17 protein-coding genes and 1 tRNA gene are annotated in these 19,022 nt (G+C 66.1%); 3 read left to right on the top strand and 15 right to left on the bottom strand.

The genetic code is table 11. The annotated features are described in order from the left end of the window. Positions 1-3 precede the first annotated feature (3 nt). The 5 genes from uppS to rpsB all read right to left on the bottom strand — a co-directional run bounded on the left by uppS (position 4) and on the right by rpsB (position 3,972). On the bottom strand, positions 4-774 hold the full coding sequence (gene uppS, locus AC3WR5_RS25540) for a polyprenyl diphosphate synthase (RefSeq protein WP_141289401.1): 771 nt from the start codon (positions 772-774) through the stop codon (positions 4-6). Between the two features lie 15 nt (positions 775-789). Beyond that, the gene (gene frr, locus AC3WR5_RS25545; protein ID WP_141289400.1) at positions 790-1,350 is read right to left on the bottom strand and encodes a ribosome recycling factor; all 561 of its coding nucleotides are present in this window, start codon (positions 1,348-1,350) and stop codon (positions 790-792) included. Between the two features lie 24 nt (positions 1,351-1,374). Next, positions 1,375-2,085, bottom strand: a complete 711-nt coding sequence (pyrH, locus tag AC3WR5_RS25550; protein WP_141289399.1) for a UMP kinase — start codon at positions 2,083-2,085, stop codon at positions 1,375-1,377. 97 nt (positions 2,086-2,182) lie between these two features. Continuing rightward, positions 2,183-3,106, bottom strand: a complete 924-nt coding sequence (gene tsf / locus AC3WR5_RS25555; protein ID WP_492488100.1) for a translation elongation factor Ts — start codon at positions 3,104-3,106, stop codon at positions 2,183-2,185. Positions 3,107-3,225: 119 nt separating this feature from the next. Next, positions 3,226-3,972, bottom strand: coding sequence for a 30S ribosomal protein S2 (rpsB, locus tag AC3WR5_RS25560; RefSeq protein ID WP_141289397.1), 747 nt, complete (start codon positions 3,970-3,972; stop codon positions 3,226-3,228). A gap of 715 nt (positions 3,973-4,687) precedes the next feature. Here rpsB and AC3WR5_RS25565 point away from each other — a divergent pair. Together AC3WR5_RS25565 and AC3WR5_RS25570 are read left to right on the top strand one after the other, a co-directional pair. Beyond that, complete coding sequence (locus tag AC3WR5_RS25565) at positions 4,688-5,956, top strand: NAD(P)/FAD-dependent oxidoreductase (RefSeq protein ID WP_492488101.1); 1,269 nt, start codon at positions 4,688-4,690, stop codon at positions 5,954-5,956. 28 nt (positions 5,957-5,984) lie between these two features. Next, the gene (locus tag AC3WR5_RS25570) at positions 5,985-7,610 is read left to right on the top strand and encodes an NAD(P)H-hydrate dehydratase (RefSeq protein WP_492488103.1); all 1,626 of its coding nucleotides are present in this window, start codon (positions 5,985-5,987) and stop codon (positions 7,608-7,610) included. A gap of 24 nt (positions 7,611-7,634) precedes the next feature. Here the strand turns inward: AC3WR5_RS25570 and rnr are convergent, their stop codons facing one another. After that, a complete protein-coding gene (gene rnr, locus AC3WR5_RS25575) occupies positions 7,635-9,890 on the bottom strand; it encodes a ribonuclease R (protein ID WP_141286967.1) in 2,256 nt (751 codons plus the stop codon). Between the two features lie 152 nt (positions 9,891-10,042). Here rnr and AC3WR5_RS25580 point away from each other — a divergent pair. Continuing rightward, positions 10,043-10,127 (top strand) — tRNA-Leu (locus AC3WR5_RS25580). Positions 10,128-10,282: 155 nt separating this feature from the next. Here AC3WR5_RS25580 and AC3WR5_RS25585 read toward each other — a convergent pair. From AC3WR5_RS25585 to der, 9 genes are all read right to left on the bottom strand, one after another. Beyond that, positions 10,283-10,804: a phosphoribosyltransferase gene (locus AC3WR5_RS25585; protein ID WP_141286969.1), complete on the bottom strand. Its 522-nt coding sequence runs from the start codon at positions 10,802-10,804 to the stop codon at positions 10,283-10,285. A 51-nt stretch (positions 10,805-10,855) separates the two neighbouring features. Further along, the gene (locus AC3WR5_RS25590; protein ID WP_211361342.1) at positions 10,856-12,208 is read right to left on the bottom strand and encodes an adenylosuccinate synthase; all 1,353 of its coding nucleotides are present in this window, start codon (positions 12,206-12,208) and stop codon (positions 10,856-10,858) included. Positions 12,209-12,269: 61 nt separating this feature from the next. After that, positions 12,270-13,433 carry an ATP phosphoribosyltransferase regulatory subunit gene (locus AC3WR5_RS25595; RefSeq protein WP_492488105.1) on the bottom strand — a complete coding sequence of 388 codons (1,164 nt, stop codon included), beginning with the start codon at positions 13,431-13,433 and terminating at the stop codon, positions 12,270-12,272. Positions 13,434-13,508: 75 nt separating this feature from the next. Continuing rightward, positions 13,509-13,697, bottom strand: coding sequence for a DUF2065 domain-containing protein (locus AC3WR5_RS25600; RefSeq protein ID WP_141286973.1), 189 nt, complete (start codon positions 13,695-13,697; stop codon positions 13,509-13,511). 62 nt (positions 13,698-13,759) lie between these two features. Then, on the bottom strand, positions 13,760-14,656 hold the full coding sequence (gene hflC / locus AC3WR5_RS25605) for a protease modulator HflC (protein WP_141286975.1): 897 nt from the start codon (positions 14,654-14,656) through the stop codon (positions 13,760-13,762). A gap of 34 nt (positions 14,657-14,690) precedes the next feature. After that, positions 14,691-15,992 (bottom strand): FtsH protease activity modulator HflK, encoded by a 1,302-nt coding sequence (gene hflK, locus AC3WR5_RS25610; RefSeq protein ID WP_141286977.1) that lies wholly within the window; start codon positions 15,990-15,992, stop codon positions 14,691-14,693. Between the two features lie 63 nt (positions 15,993-16,055). After that, the gene (hflX, locus tag AC3WR5_RS25615; protein ID WP_141286979.1) at positions 16,056-17,300 is read right to left on the bottom strand and encodes a GTPase HflX; all 1,245 of its coding nucleotides are present in this window, start codon (positions 17,298-17,300) and stop codon (positions 16,056-16,058) included. A gap of 49 nt (positions 17,301-17,349) precedes the next feature. Then, entirely contained in the window at positions 17,350-17,592 is a 243-nt protein-coding gene (gene hfq, locus AC3WR5_RS25620; RefSeq protein WP_141286981.1) for an RNA chaperone Hfq, read from the bottom strand. An 81-nt stretch (positions 17,593-17,673) separates the two neighbouring features. Continuing rightward, positions 17,674-19,008: a ribosome biogenesis GTPase Der gene (gene der, locus AC3WR5_RS25625; RefSeq protein ID WP_141286983.1), complete on the bottom strand. Its 1,335-nt coding sequence runs from the start codon at positions 19,006-19,008 to the stop codon at positions 17,674-17,676. Between the last annotated feature and the right edge of the window lie 14 nt (positions 19,009-19,022).

Consider the following 19,022-nt stretch of genomic DNA (forward strand, 5'->3'; position numbering starts at 1 on the left):
GTCTCAGGCCGAAGCCTCTTGAGTGGAAGGTGACGGCTTGACGCCACCGAAGCGACGGTCGCGCGAAGCGAAGACGGCAATCGCCTTGTCGAGTTCGGCCTCGTCGAAATCCGGCCACAGGCAATCGGTGAAATGCAGCTCGGCATAGGCCAGCTGCCACAACAGGAAATTGCTGATGCGCACCTCACCGCCGGTGCGGATGAACAGGTCCGGATCCGGCGCATAGCCCAGCGCCATGTACTTGCTCAGGGCTTCTTCGCTGAGCGCCTCGGGCGCCAGGCCATCGGCGATGGCCCGCTTGCAGGCCTGCACGATGTCCCAGCGGCCACCGTAGTTGAAGGCCACGGTCAGCTCCAGCCCGGTGTTGCCCGCGGTCGTGGTCTCGGCGTGATGCCACGCCTGGCAGACCCGCTCGGAGACCTTGCTGCGGTCACCGGCCACATGGATGCGAACACCCTTGTCGGCCAGCCTGGCCAGGTACTTCGAAACACCCACCAGCACCAGGTTCATCAGGCCGGACACTTCCTCGTCTGGCCGCTTCCAGTTCTCGGAAGAAAAGGCGTAGACCGTCAGGTATTGGATGCCGCGGCGGTGGCAGTCGTCAATGACGCGCACCAGCGCTTCCATGCCGAACTTGTGGCCGAAGATGCGCGGCATGAAGCGCTTCTTGGCCCAGCGCCCGTTGCCATCCATCACGATCGCAACGTGGCGCGGCAGCGCGGAGTCAGGCTTGGCCGCAGCGCCGCCGCGGAGGAAATTGGACAGGTCGACCATGTACCTTTGTCGACCTCAGACCGCCAGGATGTCGGCTTCCTTGCCCTGCACCAGCTTGTCGATCTCGCCAATGGTGCGATCGGTCAGCTTCTGCACTTCGTCCTGCGAGCGACGCTCCTCGTCCTCGGTCGCCAGCTTGTCCTTCAGCAGCTTCTTCAGCTGCTCGTTGGCATCGCGGCGCAGGTTGCGCACGGCCACCTTCGCGTCCTCGCCCGTGTTGCGCACGACCTTGGTCAGGTCGCGGCGGCGCTCCTCGGTCAGCGCCGGCATCGGCACGCGGATCAGGTCGCCCTGCGAGGCCGGGTTCAAGCCCAGGTCCGACTCGCGGATGGCCTTCTCGATCTTCGCGCCCATGCCTTTTTCCCAGGGCTGCACGCTGATCGTGCGTGCGTCCAGCAGGCTCACATTGGCCACCTGGCTGATGGGCACCATCGAGCCGTAATAGTCCACGCTGACCTGGTCCAGGATGCCCGGATGGGCCCGGCCAGTGCGGATCTTCTGCAACTCGCCCTTGAACGATTCGATGGACTTGGCCATCTTCGTCTCGGCGGTCTTCTTGATGTCGGCAATCGTCATGATGTTGGCACTCCTGTCGAGAGGTCAGACGTGCACCAGGGTGCCCTCGTCCTCGCCCATGACCACACGCTTGAGCGCGCCGGGCTTGAAGATGGAAAACACCTTGATGGGCAGTTTCTGGTCGCGGCACAGCGCAAAGGCGGTCGCGTCCAGCACCTGCAAATTCTTGGAAATGGCTTCGTCGAAGCTGATGTTGGTGTAGCGCGTGGCCGTCGGGTCCTTCTTGGGATCCGCGGTGTACACGCCGTCCACCTTGGTGGCCTTCAGCACGATCTGCGCGCCGATCTCGGCGCCGCGCAGCGCTGCAGCCGTGTCGGTCGTGAAGAAGGGATTACCGGTGCCGGCAGCGAACACCACCACCTTGCCTTCTTCGAGATACTGCAGCGCCTTCGGGCGCACATAGGGCTCGACCACCTGGTCGATCGCGATGGCCGACATCACACGGGCCGTCATGCCTTCCTGGCGCATCGTGTCGGCCAAGGCCAGGGCGTTCATCACCGTGGCCAGCATGCCCATGTAGTCGGCCGTCGCGCGGTCCATGCCGACCGAGCCGCCAGCCACGCCACGGAAGATGTTGCCGCCGCCGATCACCACCGCGACTTCACAGCCCAGTTCGGTGACCTCCTGCACTTCCTGCACCATGCGCACGATGGTCGCGCGGTTGATGCCGTACGAGTCGTCGCCCATCAGGGCTTCGCCGGACAGTTTGAGCAGGATGCGCTTGTAGGCTGGCATTGTTTTCTTCCCTGTGGAGCGTGGATCTTGTGAATCGGCTGAAAGTGTACGCGGCAGCCTCTCGATCAGAGTTGCTGCCACGTACAGAGCGGCTGACTCAGCCGCCCTTGGCGGCCGCGACTTGCGCGGCCACTTCGGCTGCGAAGTCGTCGACCTTCTTCTCGATGCCTTCGCCGACCACGTAGAGCGTGAAGCCCTTCACCGTGGTGCCGGCAGCCTTCAGCATCTGCTCGACGGTCTGCTTGCCATCCGCGGCCTTCACGAAGACCTGGTTGAACAGCGAGACTTCCTTCAGGTACTTCTGCACGCCGCCTTCGATGCGCTTGGCAACGATTTCGTCGGACTGCACCGGCTTGCCTTCGGCAGTCGCCTTGGCGGCATCCTCGGCAGCCTTGGCGGTCGCGACCGAGCGCTCACGGGCGATCAGCTCAGCTGGCACGTCACCTGAGGTCAATGCCACCGGCTTCATGGCGGCCACGTGCATGGCCACGTCCTTGGCGGCGACGGCATCGCCGTCAAACTCCACCACGACACCGATGCGGGTGCCGTGCAGGTAGCCGGCCAGTGCGCCGCCGTTCGACCAGCGCTGGAAGCGGCGGAAAGACATGTTCTCGCCGATCTTGCCAATCAGGCCCTTGCGCACGTCTTCCAGCGTCGGGCCAAAGCCGTCCTGCTCGTAAGGCAGTGCGCCCAGCGCGGCCACGTCAGCCGGGCCGTGCTTGGCGATCAGTTCGGCCGCGGCCTTGGTCAGGGCCAGGAAGCTGTCGTTCTTGGTGACGAAGTCAGTTTCGCAGTTCACTTCCAGCAACGCGCCGGTCGTGCCTTCGATGAAGCTCGACACCACGCCTTCGGCGGTCACGCGCGAAGCGGCCTTGCCGGCCTTGGTGCCCAGCTTGACGCGCAGCAGCTCTTCGGCCTTGACCATGTCGCCATCGGCTTCGGTCAGTGCCTTCTTGCACTCCATCATCGGGGCGTCGGTCTTGCCACGCAGTTCGGCAACCATGCTTGCGGTAATGGCCATTTTTCTCTCTCCGTTTCGGTGGCAGCCACCAGGGCTGCCGGGCGTTTCATCAGGTTTCGATCGGGGTGTGAAAAAGGGGCTGAAGCAGCCCCTTTCTCATTGGCGCTCAGGCGCCTCGATCAAGCTTCTTCGCTGACTTCGACGAACTCGTCACCATCGGCTGCAACAGCCTGGACCAAGTCGTGGCCGGCGTTGGCCTTGCCTTCCAGCACGGCATCGGCAACCGCCTTGGCATACAGCGCCACGGCCTTGGCCGAGTCGTCGTTGCCAGGGATCACGTAGTCCACGCCTTCGGGCGAGTGGTTGGTGTCGACGATGCCGATCACCGGAATGCCCAGCTTGATGGCTTCGGCGACGGCGATCTTGTGGAAGCCCACGTCGATCACGAACAGCGCGTCAGGCAGCGCACCCATGTCCTGGATGCCGCCAATGTCCTTTTCCAGCTTGGCCAGTTCGCGGTCGAACAGCAGGGCTTCCTTCTTGATCCGCATTTCGGAGCCGGAATCCTTGACGGACTGCATGTCCTTCAACTTCTTCAGCGAACCCTTGACGGTCTTGAAGTTGGTCAGCATGCCGCCGAGCCAGCGCTGGTCGACAAAAGGCATGCCGGCGCGCTGGGCTTCCATCGCGACCACGTCGCGTGCCTGGCGCTTGGTGCCCACCATCAGGATGCTCCCGCGCTTGCTGGACAGCTGGCGGATGAACTTCAACGCTTCCTCGAACTTGGGCAGCGTCTTTTCCAGGTTGATGATGTGGATCTTGTTGCGATGGCCGTAGATGTACGGGGCCATCTTGGGGTTCCAGAAGCGGGTTTGGTGACCGAAGTGGACACCGGCTTCCAGCATTTCACGCATTGAGACAGACATGGAAAACTCCAAAGGTTGGGTCTTGAATCCCGGCAACCATCGCCACTGCCATTCCCTCGATCATCCTGGTAACTGGCAGCACGCGACACCTTGATAGGCCGGGTTCGCGAATTCGGCCCTGCGTCGCTAAGTCGCTACGTTGACCAGCCAGACCGCGCCGCGGGTGCTCACCACCTGCGCCACTGCCCAGCCAGCCGCAAGGCCGGCTCAGCCAATCAACACCACCTGCTCCGCACCGGCCCTTCGCGCTCAAAAAGCACAAAACGGCGGCATTCGGCAAACAGCTGTCGGCTAAACCCAAGGAGTATAGCAGGCTGGCAAGCCCGATCCGGGCGGCACATGTCAAGCCATGTGCCAGGGCCTGGTTGCACGGACCCCACGAACGCCGCCAAGCTGCGCCCGTCGCCGGCAGCAGCGGCAGCGCACAGGCACAATGCGGCCGCTTGACAGGTGGTTACCCGATGGCACGGCTGCACACTTTTGCCCCCCTGCGCGCAAACCACGCTCGGCTCAGAGCCCCGTCGCGCCCACATGCGCCGACCCGCTGCACTTGCGGTCACGCGCTGCTGACGGTGTCGCCGGTCTTCTCGCCTCATCCGATTTTCCCACCCTCTCGCCCTCCCCTCCTTGTTGTTCGTGCGCCCGGCGCCATCTGCCCTGTGATCACCTGCCTCGCCAACGCCCCAGGCCCCGCCTTTCCATTCAGGAGCTGCGCATGCATGTCGCAGTGATCGGTGCCGGCATCAGTGGCGTGAGCAGTGCATTGGCGCTCGCGCGGGCAGGCCACAGGGTCGAAGTCTTCGAACAGCACGGCAGCATCGCTGCGGGCGCCAGCTTTGCCGACGCAGGCCTGATGCTCCCGATCGCCCTGCAAGCCCTGGTCCGGCCGCGCCGTGGCTGGCGCAAGCTGACTGCGTGGCTGGGCGGACCGAAAGCCACCGTCACCGCATCGCAGCAGGCCCAGCGCGATACCCAGCGCCTGCTCGCGCTGGCCAGCGCCTCGTTGCTGCAGGAGCTGACGCCTGCGCTGCACCTGGACCACGCGCACAGCCAGGGCTGGACCCTGCTGCTGCGCACCGAGAAGGAACTGAAGGCGCTGGCACCAGACCTGTCGCAACTGGCCAGCGCCGGCATTGCCCATTCGCTGCTCGATGCCTCGCAGATCCGCCAGTTCGAACCCGCCTTGAATCCCGAGGCTCCACTGCATGCCGCGCTGCACCTGCCAGGCGCACCGGTGGTCAACACCCGCCAGCTGAGCCAGCAGCTGCGCATGGCCGCCCAGCGGGCGGGCGCCCGCTTTCACCTGGACAGCAGCGTGCAGCGCATCACGCCCGGCCAGCCGGTCCAGTTGCACTGGCAGCGCAGCAACCCGCCGCCCCGCGCCGCCGCAAGCGACGGCGACACCCGGCCTGAACCGCCGCCCGAGATCGGCACCCCCAGCGGCAGCGGACGCTTCGACGCGGTGCTGCTGTGCGGCGGCCTGGGCAGCACCGGCCTGCTGCGTGAGCTGGGCCTCAAGCTGCCGCTGCGCGCGGCTGGCGGCTGCTCGCTGACGGCACCCATGAGCCTGCCCGAGGCCATGCCCGACCCCGGCCCCCGCAGCGCACTGACCGATGCCCAGCAGCAGATCACACTGACCCGCCTCGGGGACAGGGTGCGGGCCACCGCCATGTGGTCAGAGCCAGACGCCAGGCAGCAAGCAGAGACGGAGACGGTCGAGCGGCTGTATGCCGCGCTGGACCTCTGGTTCCCTGGCGCCGCCAAGCACGGCCACCACCCGGTCTGGCAAGCCAGCCGCGTGGCACCCGCCGACGGTGCGCCTGTACTTGGCGCCAGTGGCCTGCCCGGCCTGTGGCTGAACCTGGGCCACCCGGACCACGGCACCGCCTTGGCCCTGGGCGCCGCCAGCGCGCTCACCACCATGATCTCCGGCGGCACCCAGCTGATCGACTGCAGCGCCCTCAGTCCACAGCGCTGGCGTTGAGCCGGCACGGTGGTAGGCTGGCCTGGCCATGCGCCAGCCTACAACTTCATTGCCCACAGCAGCCCTGCATGACGCGCTGACCAGCGGACCCGCCTGGCTGCACGACAGCGCAGCCTCGCGCTCACTGGAGGCGCAGGCACTCGCGCAGCAGCCTGCACCCGGCCACCTGATGGCACTTGCCGGGCTTTCAGTGGCACGCCTGGCGCTGGCCATCACGCCACGCATGCATGCCGACCAGGGTTGCGTCTGGGTGCTGGCCGGCCCTGGCAACAATGGCGGTGATGGCCTGGTGGCCGCGCGGCAACTGCACCAGGCCGGACGGCGGGTGCGGGTGGTGCAGGTCGGTGATACAGGCCGGCTGCCGGCAGATGCGCACCAGGCCTTCGAGGCCGCACGCGATGCCGGCGTGCCCTTCTCCGACGCGCCGCCAGCATCCGGCGCCTCCCGCGAAGACCTGATCGTGGACGCGCTGCTGGGCCTGGGCCAAAGCCGACCGCCCGACGGTCCGATCGCCACGCTGGTCGCGTGGCAACGCCAGCAAGCCGGCACGCTGACCCTGGCCGTGGACCTGCCGACCGGCTTGTGCGCTGACACAGGCCGTGTGCTGGACCCGAGCGGCGAGCTGGCCGTGCAGGCGCAGCACACGCTGTCGCTGCTGACACTCAAGCCCGGCTTGTTCACCCATCACGGCCGCGACCTGGCCGGCCGCATCTGGCTGGACACCCTGGGCCAGACCGACGCGGCGTTGGCCGCAGGCGCCAGCGCACGGCTGCTGCGCAGCGAAGCGGCGCAAGCCGCATGGCCTGCGCGCCACCATGCACAGCACAAGGGCAGCTTTGGCGACCTTTGGGTCATCGCCGGAGCGCAGGGCATGACCGGCGCCGCCTGGCTGGCCGCTCGCGCGGCGCTGGCGGGCGGCGCCGGCCGCGTCTACCTGGCAGCACTGTCAGGCGCGACCGAGGTCGATCCGCTGTGGCCCGAGCTGATGCAGAGAACCACCGCCGACTGGCAGAAGCCGGGCGTGCTGGAGGCGGCCACCGTGGTCTGCGGTTGCGGCGGCGGAGGAACAATCGCCGCGCTGTTGCCCGAAGTGCTGGCACGCGCCGGCAGGCTGGTGCTGGACGCGGACGCCCTGAACGCCATCGCGGCGAGCGACGCCTTGCTGCGCGCACTGCAGCAGCGCCGCTCCGCCGGACTCGCCAGCGTGTTGACGCCGCACCCGCTCGAAGCCGCGCGGCTGGCAGGTGTCCAAACAGCAGAGATCCAGCAGCATCGGCTGCAGGCCGCTCAAGCACTCGCACTGCGCTGTGGCAGCGTGGTGCTGCTCAAGGGCGCCGGCACGGTGATCGCCGGGCCGGCAGCCATGACCTGCGTCAACGCCAGCGGCAACGCCAGGCTGGCCACGCCGGGCAGCGGTGACGTGTTGGCAGGCTGGCTGGGCGCAGCCTGGTCCGCCATGCCGACGCCAAACGCGAATGCGGCCGACACTGACCAACGCTGGCAAGCCGCCACGCTACTGGCCATGCAGGCCGCCGGCGCGGCAGCCTGGGTCCATGGTGCGGCAGCGGAAATCGCCCCAGGCGATCTGCGGCTGCCGCTGCGTGCCAGTCAGCTGGTGGCGGCCATGACACAGCTCCTGCAGCCCGCACCCTGAGGCGCTGCCACGGACCGCCGGCCTTCAAGCGCCGCTGGTGCGGGACTTGGCGGGTTTGCCGCCTTTCGCAGGCTTGCCGGTAGCCGCAGCCTTGCGGGCGGCGCCCTTGCCTGCCGTGCCGCGCGCCGAACCCTTGGAAGCCCTGGCCGACTTGGCCGCGCTGGTCACGCGGCGCTGCGCGCGGTCGGCCGCCTGGACCTCGGCCAGTTCGTCAACCGCCTTCGTTTCACCCCGCGCCGGAGTGCGCCCCTTGACCGGCGGTCGATCAGCTTCGTTTTCGCGGATCATGCGGAAGTCGATGCGGCGACCGTCCAGGTCCACGCGGCTGACCTGGATGCGCACCCGTGCACCGATGGCGTAACGCACGCCCGTGCGTTCACCACGCAACTCCTGGCGCGCCTCGTCGAAGCGGAAGTACTCGCCACCCAGCTCGGTGATGTGCACCAGGCCGTCGACGTACAGCGCGTCCAGCGTAACGAACACGCCGAAGGTCGTCACTGCGCTGACGGTGCCAGAGAATTCCTCGCCCAGGCGCTCGCGCATGTAGCGGCACTTCAGCCAGGCTTCGACGTCGCGCGAGGCTTCGTCCGCCCGGCGTTCATTGGCACTGCAATGCGCGCCCGCACCGTCCCATGCCGCCTGCTCGGCGGCAGACACCCTGGGCGGCTTGGTCGGTGGCGTGCCGGGCTTGGCGCCCGCGACCAGCGAGCCGCTGCTCAGCTGAAAGCGCTTGCCCTGCAGGATGGCCTTGATGACCCGGTGCACCAGCAGGTCGGGGTAACGGCGGATCGGGCTGGTGAAATGGGTGTATGCCTCATACGCCAGGCCGAAGTGGCCGCCGTTGTCGGGCGTGTACAGCGCCTGCTGCATCGAGCGCAGCAGCATCGCGTGGATCTGCGCCGCGTCAATGCGGTCCTTGGTCGCCGTGGCGATGGCCTGGTATTCGGCCGGCGCCGGATCCTCGCTGATCGTCATGCCCACGCCGACGCTTTTGAGGTAGTTTTGCAGCGTCAGGCGCTTCTCGGGCGTGGGGCCATCGTGAACACGGAACAGGCTCGGATGCTGGGCTTGGGCAATGAAGTCCGCCGCGCAGACGTTGGCCGCCAGCATGGCTTCTTCAATCAGCCGGTGCGCCTCGGTGCGCACCCGCGGCACGATCTTCTCGATGCGACCGTTTTCGTCGCAGACGATTTGCGTTTCGGTGGTTTCGAAGTCCACCGCACCGCGCCGCTGACGCGATTTCAGCAGTGCGCGATAGACCTCGTGCAGGTGCAGCAGGTGCGGCAGCACCGCGGCACGCTTCGCAGCCTCCGGGCCACGGGTGTTGCCCAGCGCCGCGGCAACCTCGGTGTAGGTCAGCCGCGCCTGCGAGCAGATCACCGCCGGGTAGAACTGGTAGGCCGTGACGTCGCCATGCTCGTCGACCAGCATGTCGCAGGCCATCGTCAGGCGGTCGACTTCCGGATTCAGCGAACACAACCCGTTGGACAGCTTCTCCGGCAGCATCGGGATCACCCGGCGTGGGAAATAAACCGAGGTCGCGCGCTCGTAGGCGTCCACGTCCAGCGGCTCGCCCGGCTTCACGTAGTGCGACACATCGGCAATGGCGACGATCAGGCGCCAGCCGCTCACCGCTGTGCGACCACGGCCACTCTGGTAAGGCTCGCAGTAGACCGCGTCGTCAAAGTCGCGAGCGTCTTCGCCGTCGATGGTGACCATCGGCACGTCGCGCAAATCGATGCGCTGCTTCAGGTCGACCGCGCGCAGCTTGTCCGGCAGTCCTGCCGCCTGGGCCAGCGTTTCGGCCGAGAAGCGGTGCGGCACCTCGTACTTGCGCACGGCTATCTCGATCTCCATGCCCGGGTCGTCGATCTGGCCCAGCACCTCGGTCACGCGGCCTACCGGCTGCGAATACATCGAGGCCGGCTCGGTCAGTTCCACCGCCACGACCTGCCCGGCCACCGCATTCGCAATCCCGTTTTTCGGGACCAGGATGTCCTGGCCGTAGCGCCGGTCTTCCGGCGCCACCAGCCAGATGCCGTTTTCCTGCAGCAGGCGGCCGATGATGGGCGTCTTGCGGCGCTCCAGGATGTCAACGACCCGCCCTTCGGGCCTGCCCTTGCGGTCCAGCCTTGCCACGCGCACGAGCACGCGGTCACGGTGCAGCACGGCCCGCATTTCCTGCGGCGGAAGATAGATGTCGGGCTCTCCGTTGCCACGCTGCACGAAGCCGTGTCCGTCGCGGTGGCCGAGGACGATGCCCTCGATGTCGTTCAGCATGGCGCCTGCCGTCGCGGCGGCGCTTGTATTGTTTTTGGCTTTAATGGTATAGTCCTATCTTTCGGCTGGACGCAAATGCGCAGCCGAGATCTGTGCAGTGAAACGTTCTTGAATATGCTGTTTCAAACGGCCTTCCAAAACGTACTGCGCATGCCCAGGTGGCGGAATTGGTAGACGCACTAGTTTCAGGTACTAGCGGGTAACTCCGTGGAGGTTCGAGTCCTCTCCTGGGCACCAAGCATAACAAGAACGAAGAAGAACAAAAAAGGCCGGCACGAAAGTGCTGGCCTTTTTGCTTTGCGCCTTCGTGCCTTGTGCTTTCATCTTCAGGGCGGCGTGCATCGCACGCCGCCGAGTGCGAGTCCAGGTCCAGCTCAGACCGCAAATGCGAGTCAGACTGCAAACTTCTTCGCCAGCCCTTCGGGCCTCAGGCTGTCGTACTCTTCGAACGGCTGGTGAATCCAGGGGCTGGTTGCCAGCATTTCGACGTAGTAGTCCGGCATGTAGCTGGACACGGCCTTGGTCCAGATGACCGCGGAGCGCAGCTCCTGGATCTGCGGCAGGCCACGCAGCCTGTCCACCACGGCCTTCAAGGTCTCGCCGGAGTCGGACAGGTCGTCCACCAGCAGCACCCTGCCCGCCAGCTCACCCTTGGGCATGGTGATGTACTTGGCCATGTCCAGCCGGCCCTGGATGGTGCCGGCTTCGGCCCGGTAGGAACTGGTCGACATGATGGCCAGCGGCTTGTCGAAAACACGCGACAACACGTCGCCCGGGCGCATGCCGCCACGCGCCAGGCAAAGGATCTGGTCGAACTGCCAGCCCGACTCATGCACCTGGATCGCCAGGCGTTCGATCAGCAGGTGGTAGTCGTCCCAGGACACGTACAGGTGTTTGCCATCGTCAGTCAGCATGCGGTCTCCGGCGGGTTGGCGGTGGGCAATGAAAAGGCGATCAGGATCACATCAGGCCTGGTACGGATGGCGCAGCAGGATGGTGTGGTCGCGGTCCGGGCCGGTGGACACCATGTCGATCGGCGCGCCGATGTGGGCCTGCACGCGCTCCAGGTAGCGGCGCGCGTTTTCCGGCAGCTTGTCCCATTCGGTGATGCCGAAGGTGCTGCCTTCCCAGCCCGGGAAGGTCTCGTACACCGGCTCGCAGGCGGCAATGTCGTCCGCGTCCAGCGGCAGGATGTCGATGGCCTGACCGTCCAACCGGTAACCGACGCAGACCTTGATCTCGCTCAGGCCGTCCAGCACATCCAGCTTGGTGATGCACAGGCCGGACACACCGTTGATGATGATGGAGCGCTTCAGCGCTGCCGCGTCCAGCCAGCCGCAGCGGCGCGGGCGGCCGGTCACGGTGCCACGCTCCTGGCCCACGGTCGACAGGTGATGGCCAACGGTGCCCGGCTCGTCCATCGGCAGCTCGGTCGGGAACGGACCGGAGCCCACACGCGTGGTGTAGGCCTTGGTGATGCCCAGGATGTAGTGCAGCATCTGCGGGCCAACGCCCGAGCCCGCAGCGGCATTGCCGGCCACACAGTTGCTGGAGGTCACGTACGGGTAGGTGCCGTGGTCGATGTCCAGCAGCGTGCCTTGCGCGCCCTCGAACAGGATGTTGGCGCCAGTCTGGTGGGCCTTGTGGATCAGGTAGCCCACGTCGGCCATCATGGGCTTCAACACCTCGGCCATCTTCATCGCCTGGTCGAAGATGGGCTGGAATTCCAGCGCGCTGCCCTTCAGGTAACCAGTGAGCGCGAAGTTGTGCAGTTCCAGCAACTCCTTCAGCTTCTTCGCGAACCGTTCCGGATGTTTCAGGTCCTGCACGCGCAATGCGCGGCGGGCGACCTTGTCTTCGTAGGCCGGGCCGATGCCCTTGCCGGTGGTGCCAATCTTGCCGGCGCCACTGGTTTCGCGCATCGATTCACGCGCCTTGTCGACCTCGACGTGGAACGGCAGGATCAGCGGGCAGGACTCGCTGATGAACAGCCGCGAACGCACGTCCAGACCCGCCTTTTCCAGGCGCTCGATCTCGCTGAGCAAATGCGTCGGGTCGACCACCACGCCGTTGCCGATGTAGCAGGCCACGCCGTCGCGCATGATGCCCGAAGGGATCAGCTGCAGCGCCGTCTTGACGCCACGGATCACCAGCGTATGGCCCGCGTTGTGGCCGCCCTGGAAGCGGGCCACGCCCTGGGCGTGGTCGGTCAGCCAGTCGACGACCTTGCCCTTGCCTTCGTCGCCCCATTGGGTACCGACGACAACGACGTTGCGGCCGCGCAAGATGGTCGCGGCTGAAGAATTGCCTTGTTGCATGGCGTTCTAGCGAGTTCTCAAAAGTTGTTCATCTCGGTGCAGCGGCGGTTTCGCCAAAGGCTCAAAGCGCGCGCAACACCCACTGTCCGTCGACCTCGCACAGCGCACGGTCGCAGTTGAATTCTTCGGTCTGGTCGGCGTGGCCCGGCAGCATGCAGACCACTGTTTCGCCCTGGGTGCGCAAGGCACGCACCGCCGCTCGCAGGCCCGGATCTTCACCCCAGGGCGCACGCACGGCAGCGTGCGGCGGCACGCTGCCTGCCACGCTGGCGAGGTTCTTCAGGTCCAGGCTGCAGCCGACCGCCGGTCGGTTGCGGCCGAAGACCGCACCCACCTCGTCGTAGCGCCCGCCACGCACCAGCACATTGGGTGACCCATGGCCATACACCGCAAAGCGGGTGCCGCTGTAGTACGCGTAGCCGCTCATGTCGGAGAGGTCGAAGCCGACCCGGACGTCCGGATAGGCCTGGCGGATGTGGCCCGACAGCCAGGCCAGATCATCCAGCGCCGCATTGATGGGCGCGCGCGCCGGCAGGCGTTTGCGGGCCTCGGCCAGCACTTCGTCGCCGCCGTAGAGGTCCAGCAAGGCAGCCAGGCCATCGCGCGTGGCCGCCGGGCAGTCGCGGGCGATCTGGCGCACGGTGCTGCCATCCTTGGCAGTCAGCGCGGCGACCAGTTCGGTCAGCGCCATGGTGTCCAGGGTCACGCCGGCCAGCACCGAACGCACCACGCGGGCGTCGCCCAGGTCCAGCATCAGGCCCGACAGCTTGGCAGCCTGCAGCCCGTCCAGTGCAAGTTCGATGATTTCGAGGTCGGCTTCCAGGCCTGCGTGGCCAAACAGCTCGACACCCAGTTGCAGCGGCTCGCGCGTGGCGTGCAGGCCGGCCGGGCGGGTGTGCAGCACGGGGCCGCAATAGCAAAGACGGGTCACGCCTTCGCGGTTCAGCAGGTGGGCGTCAATGCGCGCAACCTGGGGCGTGGTGTCGGCCCGCAGTCCGAGGGTGCGGCCGCTGAGCTGGTCCACCAGTTTGAAGGTCCGCAAGTCCAGCTCGCGGCCGGTACCGGAAAGCAGGGACTCCAGGTGTTCGAGCAAGGGCGGCATGACCATCTCGAACCCATATGCGCGCGCCAGATCCAGCCACTGGCGGCGCAATTCCTCGATGCGCCTGGCCTCTGCGGGCAAGACGTCAGCAATGTGCTCTGGCAACAGCCAAGCAGAGGACATGAAAATGCACCGGGGGTTAAAACCGGCATTGTACAGGTCACCCCCTACAAACGAAGCCGGTCGCGCCGATGCTGGTCAGCTTCGGAACAGCAGCAACAGCACGAGGCCCAGCACCATGCTGCTCAGGCCCAGGAATCGGATCTGCTTGTCGCCCAGCTGCGTGGCCCGCAGGAACAGCTCCCGCCAGATGCCTGGATTGAGGAAGGGCAGCAAGCCCTCCATCACCAGCATCAGGGCCAGCGCGGTCCACATCACGTCACTCATGCGCCCTCACCCGCCTCCATCGCCCCGCATCGCCAGAGACCCAGCCGGCCCAGGCGCAGGCTTCACTTGCGCGCCGGTGACGCCGCCGGAGCCGCGCCGGCACCGCGCATGGCCTTGAAGAAGTCAGAGCTCGGGTCCACCACCATCACGTCATTGCGACTGCGGAAGCTGGAGCGGTAAGCCTCCAGGCTGCGGTAGAACTGCGCGAACTGTGGATCGCGGCTGAACGAGGCGGCATACAGGCTGGACGCCTCGGCATCGCCCTCGCCCTTGATCTTCTGCGCGTCACGGTAGGCCTCGGCCATGATCACCTGACGTTGGCGATCGGCATCGGCGCGGATCTTTTCGCCTTCGGCCTGGCCTTGCGAGCGCAGCTCGTTAGCCACCTGCTGCCGCTCGGACTGCATGCGGCGGTAGACCGAGTCGGTGATGCTGGCGACGAAGTCAACGCGCTTGATGCGCACGTCCTGGATCTCGATGCCGAAGGACTTGGCTTCGTCGGCCAGGCGGGCCTTGACGTCGCTCATCACCTTCTCACGCTCGGTGGCCAGCACGCCGCCAACGGTGCGCTTGGTCACCTCTTCATTGAAGGCCGCCTGCACGACCGGGCTCAAGCGGTTTTCCAGGCTGCGCATGTCCACGCCGTTGTTGCGAATGAACTGCCGCGGCTCGGTGATGCGCCACTTGATCAGCCAGTCGATCACCAGGCTCTTCTTCTCGGCCGTGAAGATGGGCCGGGTTTCCGGGCTGTCCAGGGTCTGGATGCGGCGGTCCAGCATCACCAGGTTCTGGAACGGCGGCGGCAGCTTGAACTTCAGCCCGGGCTCGACGATGACTTCCTTGATCTCGCCGAGCGAATACACCACGGCGATCTGCCGCTGGTCCACCACGAAGAGCATGGACGAAGCCAGCATCAGCGCGACCAGCACGCCACCTGCAATCAGTGCTAAACGGTTCATGTTCAGGTTCTCGTTTTTCTAGGCAGGCCGTGACTCAGCGCGACTCGCGGTCGCGCGAACGGGCGCTGTCGCGGACGCGGTTGTCGCTGGCGGCCGGTACGTCGGACTGGACTGCCGTGGCCGGCGCGGAGGTCGCCCCCGAAGCCGAGCCGACCGCGCCACCACCTGCTTGCTGCATCAGCTTGTCCAGCGGCAGATACAGCAGGTTGGAACCGTTGCGGCTGTCCACCATGACCTTGCTGACGTTGCTGTAGACCTCGCGCATGGTGTCGATGTAGAGCCGGTCGCGGGTGACGGCGGGTGCCTTCTGGTATTCGGCATAGACGGAATTGAAGCGCTGCGAATCGCCTTCGGCGGTCGCGATCACGCTGGCCTTGTAGCCCTCCGCCTCCTCGTGCAGCCGCGCGGCCGTGCCCTGCGCCTTCGGGATCACGTCGCTGGCGTAGGCCTGGCCTTCATTCTTGAAACGGTCGCGGTCGGCACCGGCCTTGAAGGCGTCGTCGAACGAAGCCTGCACTTGCTCGGGCACCTGCACGTTCTGCAGGTTCACGTTCTTGATCAGCACGCCGGCCTCCAGCTTGTCGAGCTGGGCCTGGACGGACTTGACCAGCTCGGCGGCGATCGCGTCACGGCGCTCGTAAAGCACTTGGTCGACCCGGCTGCGGCCGACGATCTCGCGCACCGCAGATTCAGCCGCCTGGCGCACCGCTTCGTCGGTGTTCTTGTTCTGGAACAGGTATTGGCGCGCATCCTTCAGCGTGAACTGCACGGTGAAGCGGATGTCGACGATGTTCTCGTCCTGCGTGAGCATCGAGGAGTCACGCAAACCGGTCGCCTGCGCCACCGATTGACCCCCGACCTCGACCGAACGCAGCTGCGTGGTCGGCACGATCTCGTGCGCCTGGACGGGATACGGCATGCGCCAACGCAGACCCGCTTCCAGCGTGCTGCTGTAACGGCCAAAAGTGGTCACCACGGCCTGGTGGCCTTCCTGCACGATGAACACGCCGCTGCCGGCCCAGATCAGCACCACCACCGCGGCGATCAGGCCGACGCCGATGCCGGCACTTTTCATGTCCGGCTGGAAGCCGTCCGGCCCGCTGCCGCCCGGTGGCGTGGACTTGCCGCCAAACAAGTTGGACCACTTGCGATTGAAGTCGCGCCAGAGCTCGTCCAGGTCAGGCGGGCCGTCGTTGCGGCCATTGCTCAGCACCACGGTCGCGCCGGCCGGGCTGGGCCGCTTGCGCTGCAACGAGCCGAGCAACAAGGCCTGGCTGGCACTTGCCAGGGCTGACAGTCGGCCGAAGAATCCGGCCCGTTGGGGAAGTTCACGCATGGTCATGCCATTCGGAGAAAGGTCGGAAAACGTCAGGAGGAGCTCAAGCGCCGTCGTGGCCGGTCAGTCTACCGGCCAGGCGTCGTCGGATTCACCTTCGCCGCGCACCGCCGCCACCGCCCGCCCATCAGGCAAGGTGGTGACGACGCCACGCGGATTCAAGTCGGGTGCAGGTGCGGCGTACTCGGCAATCAGCTGGCGCAGCAGGTCCAGGCCCTCGCCGGTCCTGGCGCTGACAAACACCCGTGGCACACGTTGGCCGTTGGCACGCGTCAGTTCATCGCGAAGCTGGCGCGGCCGCTGGCTGGACTCGATCATGTCCAGCTTGTTGTAGACCAGGACCTGCGGCAAGCCGTCGGCACCGATTTCTTCCAGCACCCGTTCGACCTCGGCCTGCTGGTCCTGCAGATGCGGGCCAGCGGCGTCGATCACATGCAGCAGCACATCGGCATCCGCCGCCTCCTGCAGCGTGGCGCGGAAAGCCTCGACCAGCTTGTGCGGCAGGTCGCGGATGAAGCCGACGGTGTCGGACAGCGAGACCGAACGCCCGGCTTCGCCGAGGTACAGCGAACGTGTCGTCGTGTCGAGGGTCGCGAACAGCTGGTCGGCAGCGTAGGTGCGGGCCTTGGTCAGCGCATTGAACAGCGTGGACTTGCCGGCATTGGTGTAGCCGACCAGCGAGACGCTGTAGGTGCCGCTGCGCTCGCGCGCGCGCCGCTGGGTGCTGCGCTGCCGCTTGACCTTGACCAGCCGCTCCTTGATCGCCTTGATGCGGTCGCCGATCATGCGGCGGTCCAGCTCGATCTGGGCTTCGCCAGGGCCACCGCGCACACCGGTCCCGCCTTGCTGGCGCTCCAGGTGGCTCCAGCGCCGCACCAGGCGGGTCGACAGGTATTGCAGCCGAGCCAGTTCGACCTGCAGCTTGCCTTCGTGGCTCTGCGCGCGGGCCGCGAAGATCTCGAGGATCAGCGCAGTGCGGTCGGACACCGGCACGCCGAGGTGGCGCTCCAGGTTGCGTTGCTGCGCAGGCGACAGGGCCTGGTCGAAGATCACGCCGTGGGCGCCATGGGCCTGCACCAGCAGCTTGATCTCATCAGCCTTGCCTGAACCGACAAACAGCGCCGGGTCCGGCGACTTGCGCCTGGCGACCACGCGCGCGACAGCCAGGTCGCCAGCCGATTCGGCCAGCAACGCCAGCTCATCCAGCGTGGCCTCAAAAGAAGAACCCGGACCCAGGTCCACGCCCACCAGCACCGCGCGGGGCTGGTTGGCATTGACCTGGTCCGGGGCGGACGCGGGGGCGCTCACGGCATCATCCGGTGGCGCCGGTCGGCAATGAGGAAACGGGGAAAGGGCTTCAGTTGGTTTCGCCCGCGTCAGCGGCGTGGAAGTTGACCGCGCGGCCCGGCACGACGGTGGAAATGGCGTGCTTGTAAACCATTTGGGTCACGGTATTACGCAGCAGCACGACATATTGGTCGAACGACTCGATGTGCCCTTGCAGCTTGATACCGTTGACCAAATAAATGGACACCGGCACATGCTCCTTGCGCAGGAGGTTCAGGAAGGGGTCTTGCAGGAGTTGCCCTTTGTTGCTCACGATATGCTCCGTGTTGGAAAGATGAAGACGGCTTGCACGTTAACACAGGCCGCCCGGCGCCACATTGCGCGGCACCAAGAGTCAGTGTTCGTTTTCAGCAAATGGGTTCCCTGAAAGTTTCATCTGAATGCGCAGTGGCGTGCCCACCAGCTTGAAATGTTCCCGGAAACGCCCTTCGAGATAGCGTTTGTAGACTTCGGTGACGTGCTCCAGCGAATTGCCGTGGATCACGATGATGGGAGGATTCATGCCCCCCTGGTGCGCATAACGCATCTTCGGCCGGTAGGCCCCCACGCGCTTGGGATTCTGGTGCTCCACCGCCTCATGCAAAAGGCGCGTCAGCACGGGCGTAGGCATCTTGCAGGTGGCGGACGCATGCGCGTCGGCAATCGCCTTCCACAGCGGGCCTAGGCCCTGGCGCCGCAGCGCCGAGATGTTCAGCAGCGGCGCGAACTTCAGGAAGGCCAGACGGGACTCGATCGAGCGCTCCAGCGTCTGGCGCTGGTAGCTGTCGATGGCATCCCACTTGTTGATGGCAATCACCACCGCCCGTCCGGAATCGAGGATGTAGCCGGCGATGTGCGCATCCTGCTCGCTGACACCCTGCGTCGCGTCGATCATCAGCACGACCACGTTGGCGTCGGCAATCGCCTGCAGCGTCTTGACGACCGAGAACTTCTCGATCGCCTCGAAGACCTTGCCCTTGCGCCGCAGGCCCGCGGTGTCGATCAGCTCGAAGCGCTGGCCGTCACGCTCCAGCGGCACCTTGATGGCGTCGCGCGTGGTGCCGGGCATGTCGAAGGCGATCAGGCGCTCCTCACCCAGCCAGGTGTTGATCAGCGTGGACTTGCCGACATTCGGCCGGCCGGCCACCGCCAGGCGGATCGGACCGTCGGCCTCGTCTTCGGGCTCATCCTCGTCCTCGGGAAAGTCTTCAAGCGCAGCTTCCAGCAGGCTGCGAATGCCCTGCCCATGCGCCGCCGAGATGGGGTGCGGCTCGCCCATGCCCAGTTCGTAGAACTCGGCCAGCAGTGGCGATTCCTGCATGCCTTCGGCCTTGTTGACCGTCAGCAGCACGCGCTTGTTGGCCTGGCGCAGGAAGCGGGCAATGTCGTGGTCCTGCCCGGACAAGCCGTTGCGCACGTCGACGACAAACACCACCACGTCGGCCTCGGCCACGGCCTGGCGCGTCTGGCGCGCCATTTCCTTGACGATGCCGGTCGTGCTGTCGGGCTCGAAGCCGCCGGTGTCGACGACGATGAATTCACGGTTGCCGAGACGGCCGTCGCCATAGTGGCGGTCGCGTGTCAGCCCGGAGAAATCGGCCACGATCGCGTCGCGGCTCTTGGTCATCCGGTTGAACAGGGTCGACTTGCCAACATTGGGCCGGCCGACAAGGGCAATCACGGGTTTCAAGCCAGGCCTCGGGT

Source organism: Ideonella sp. FW305-24 (assembly GCF_058788035.1).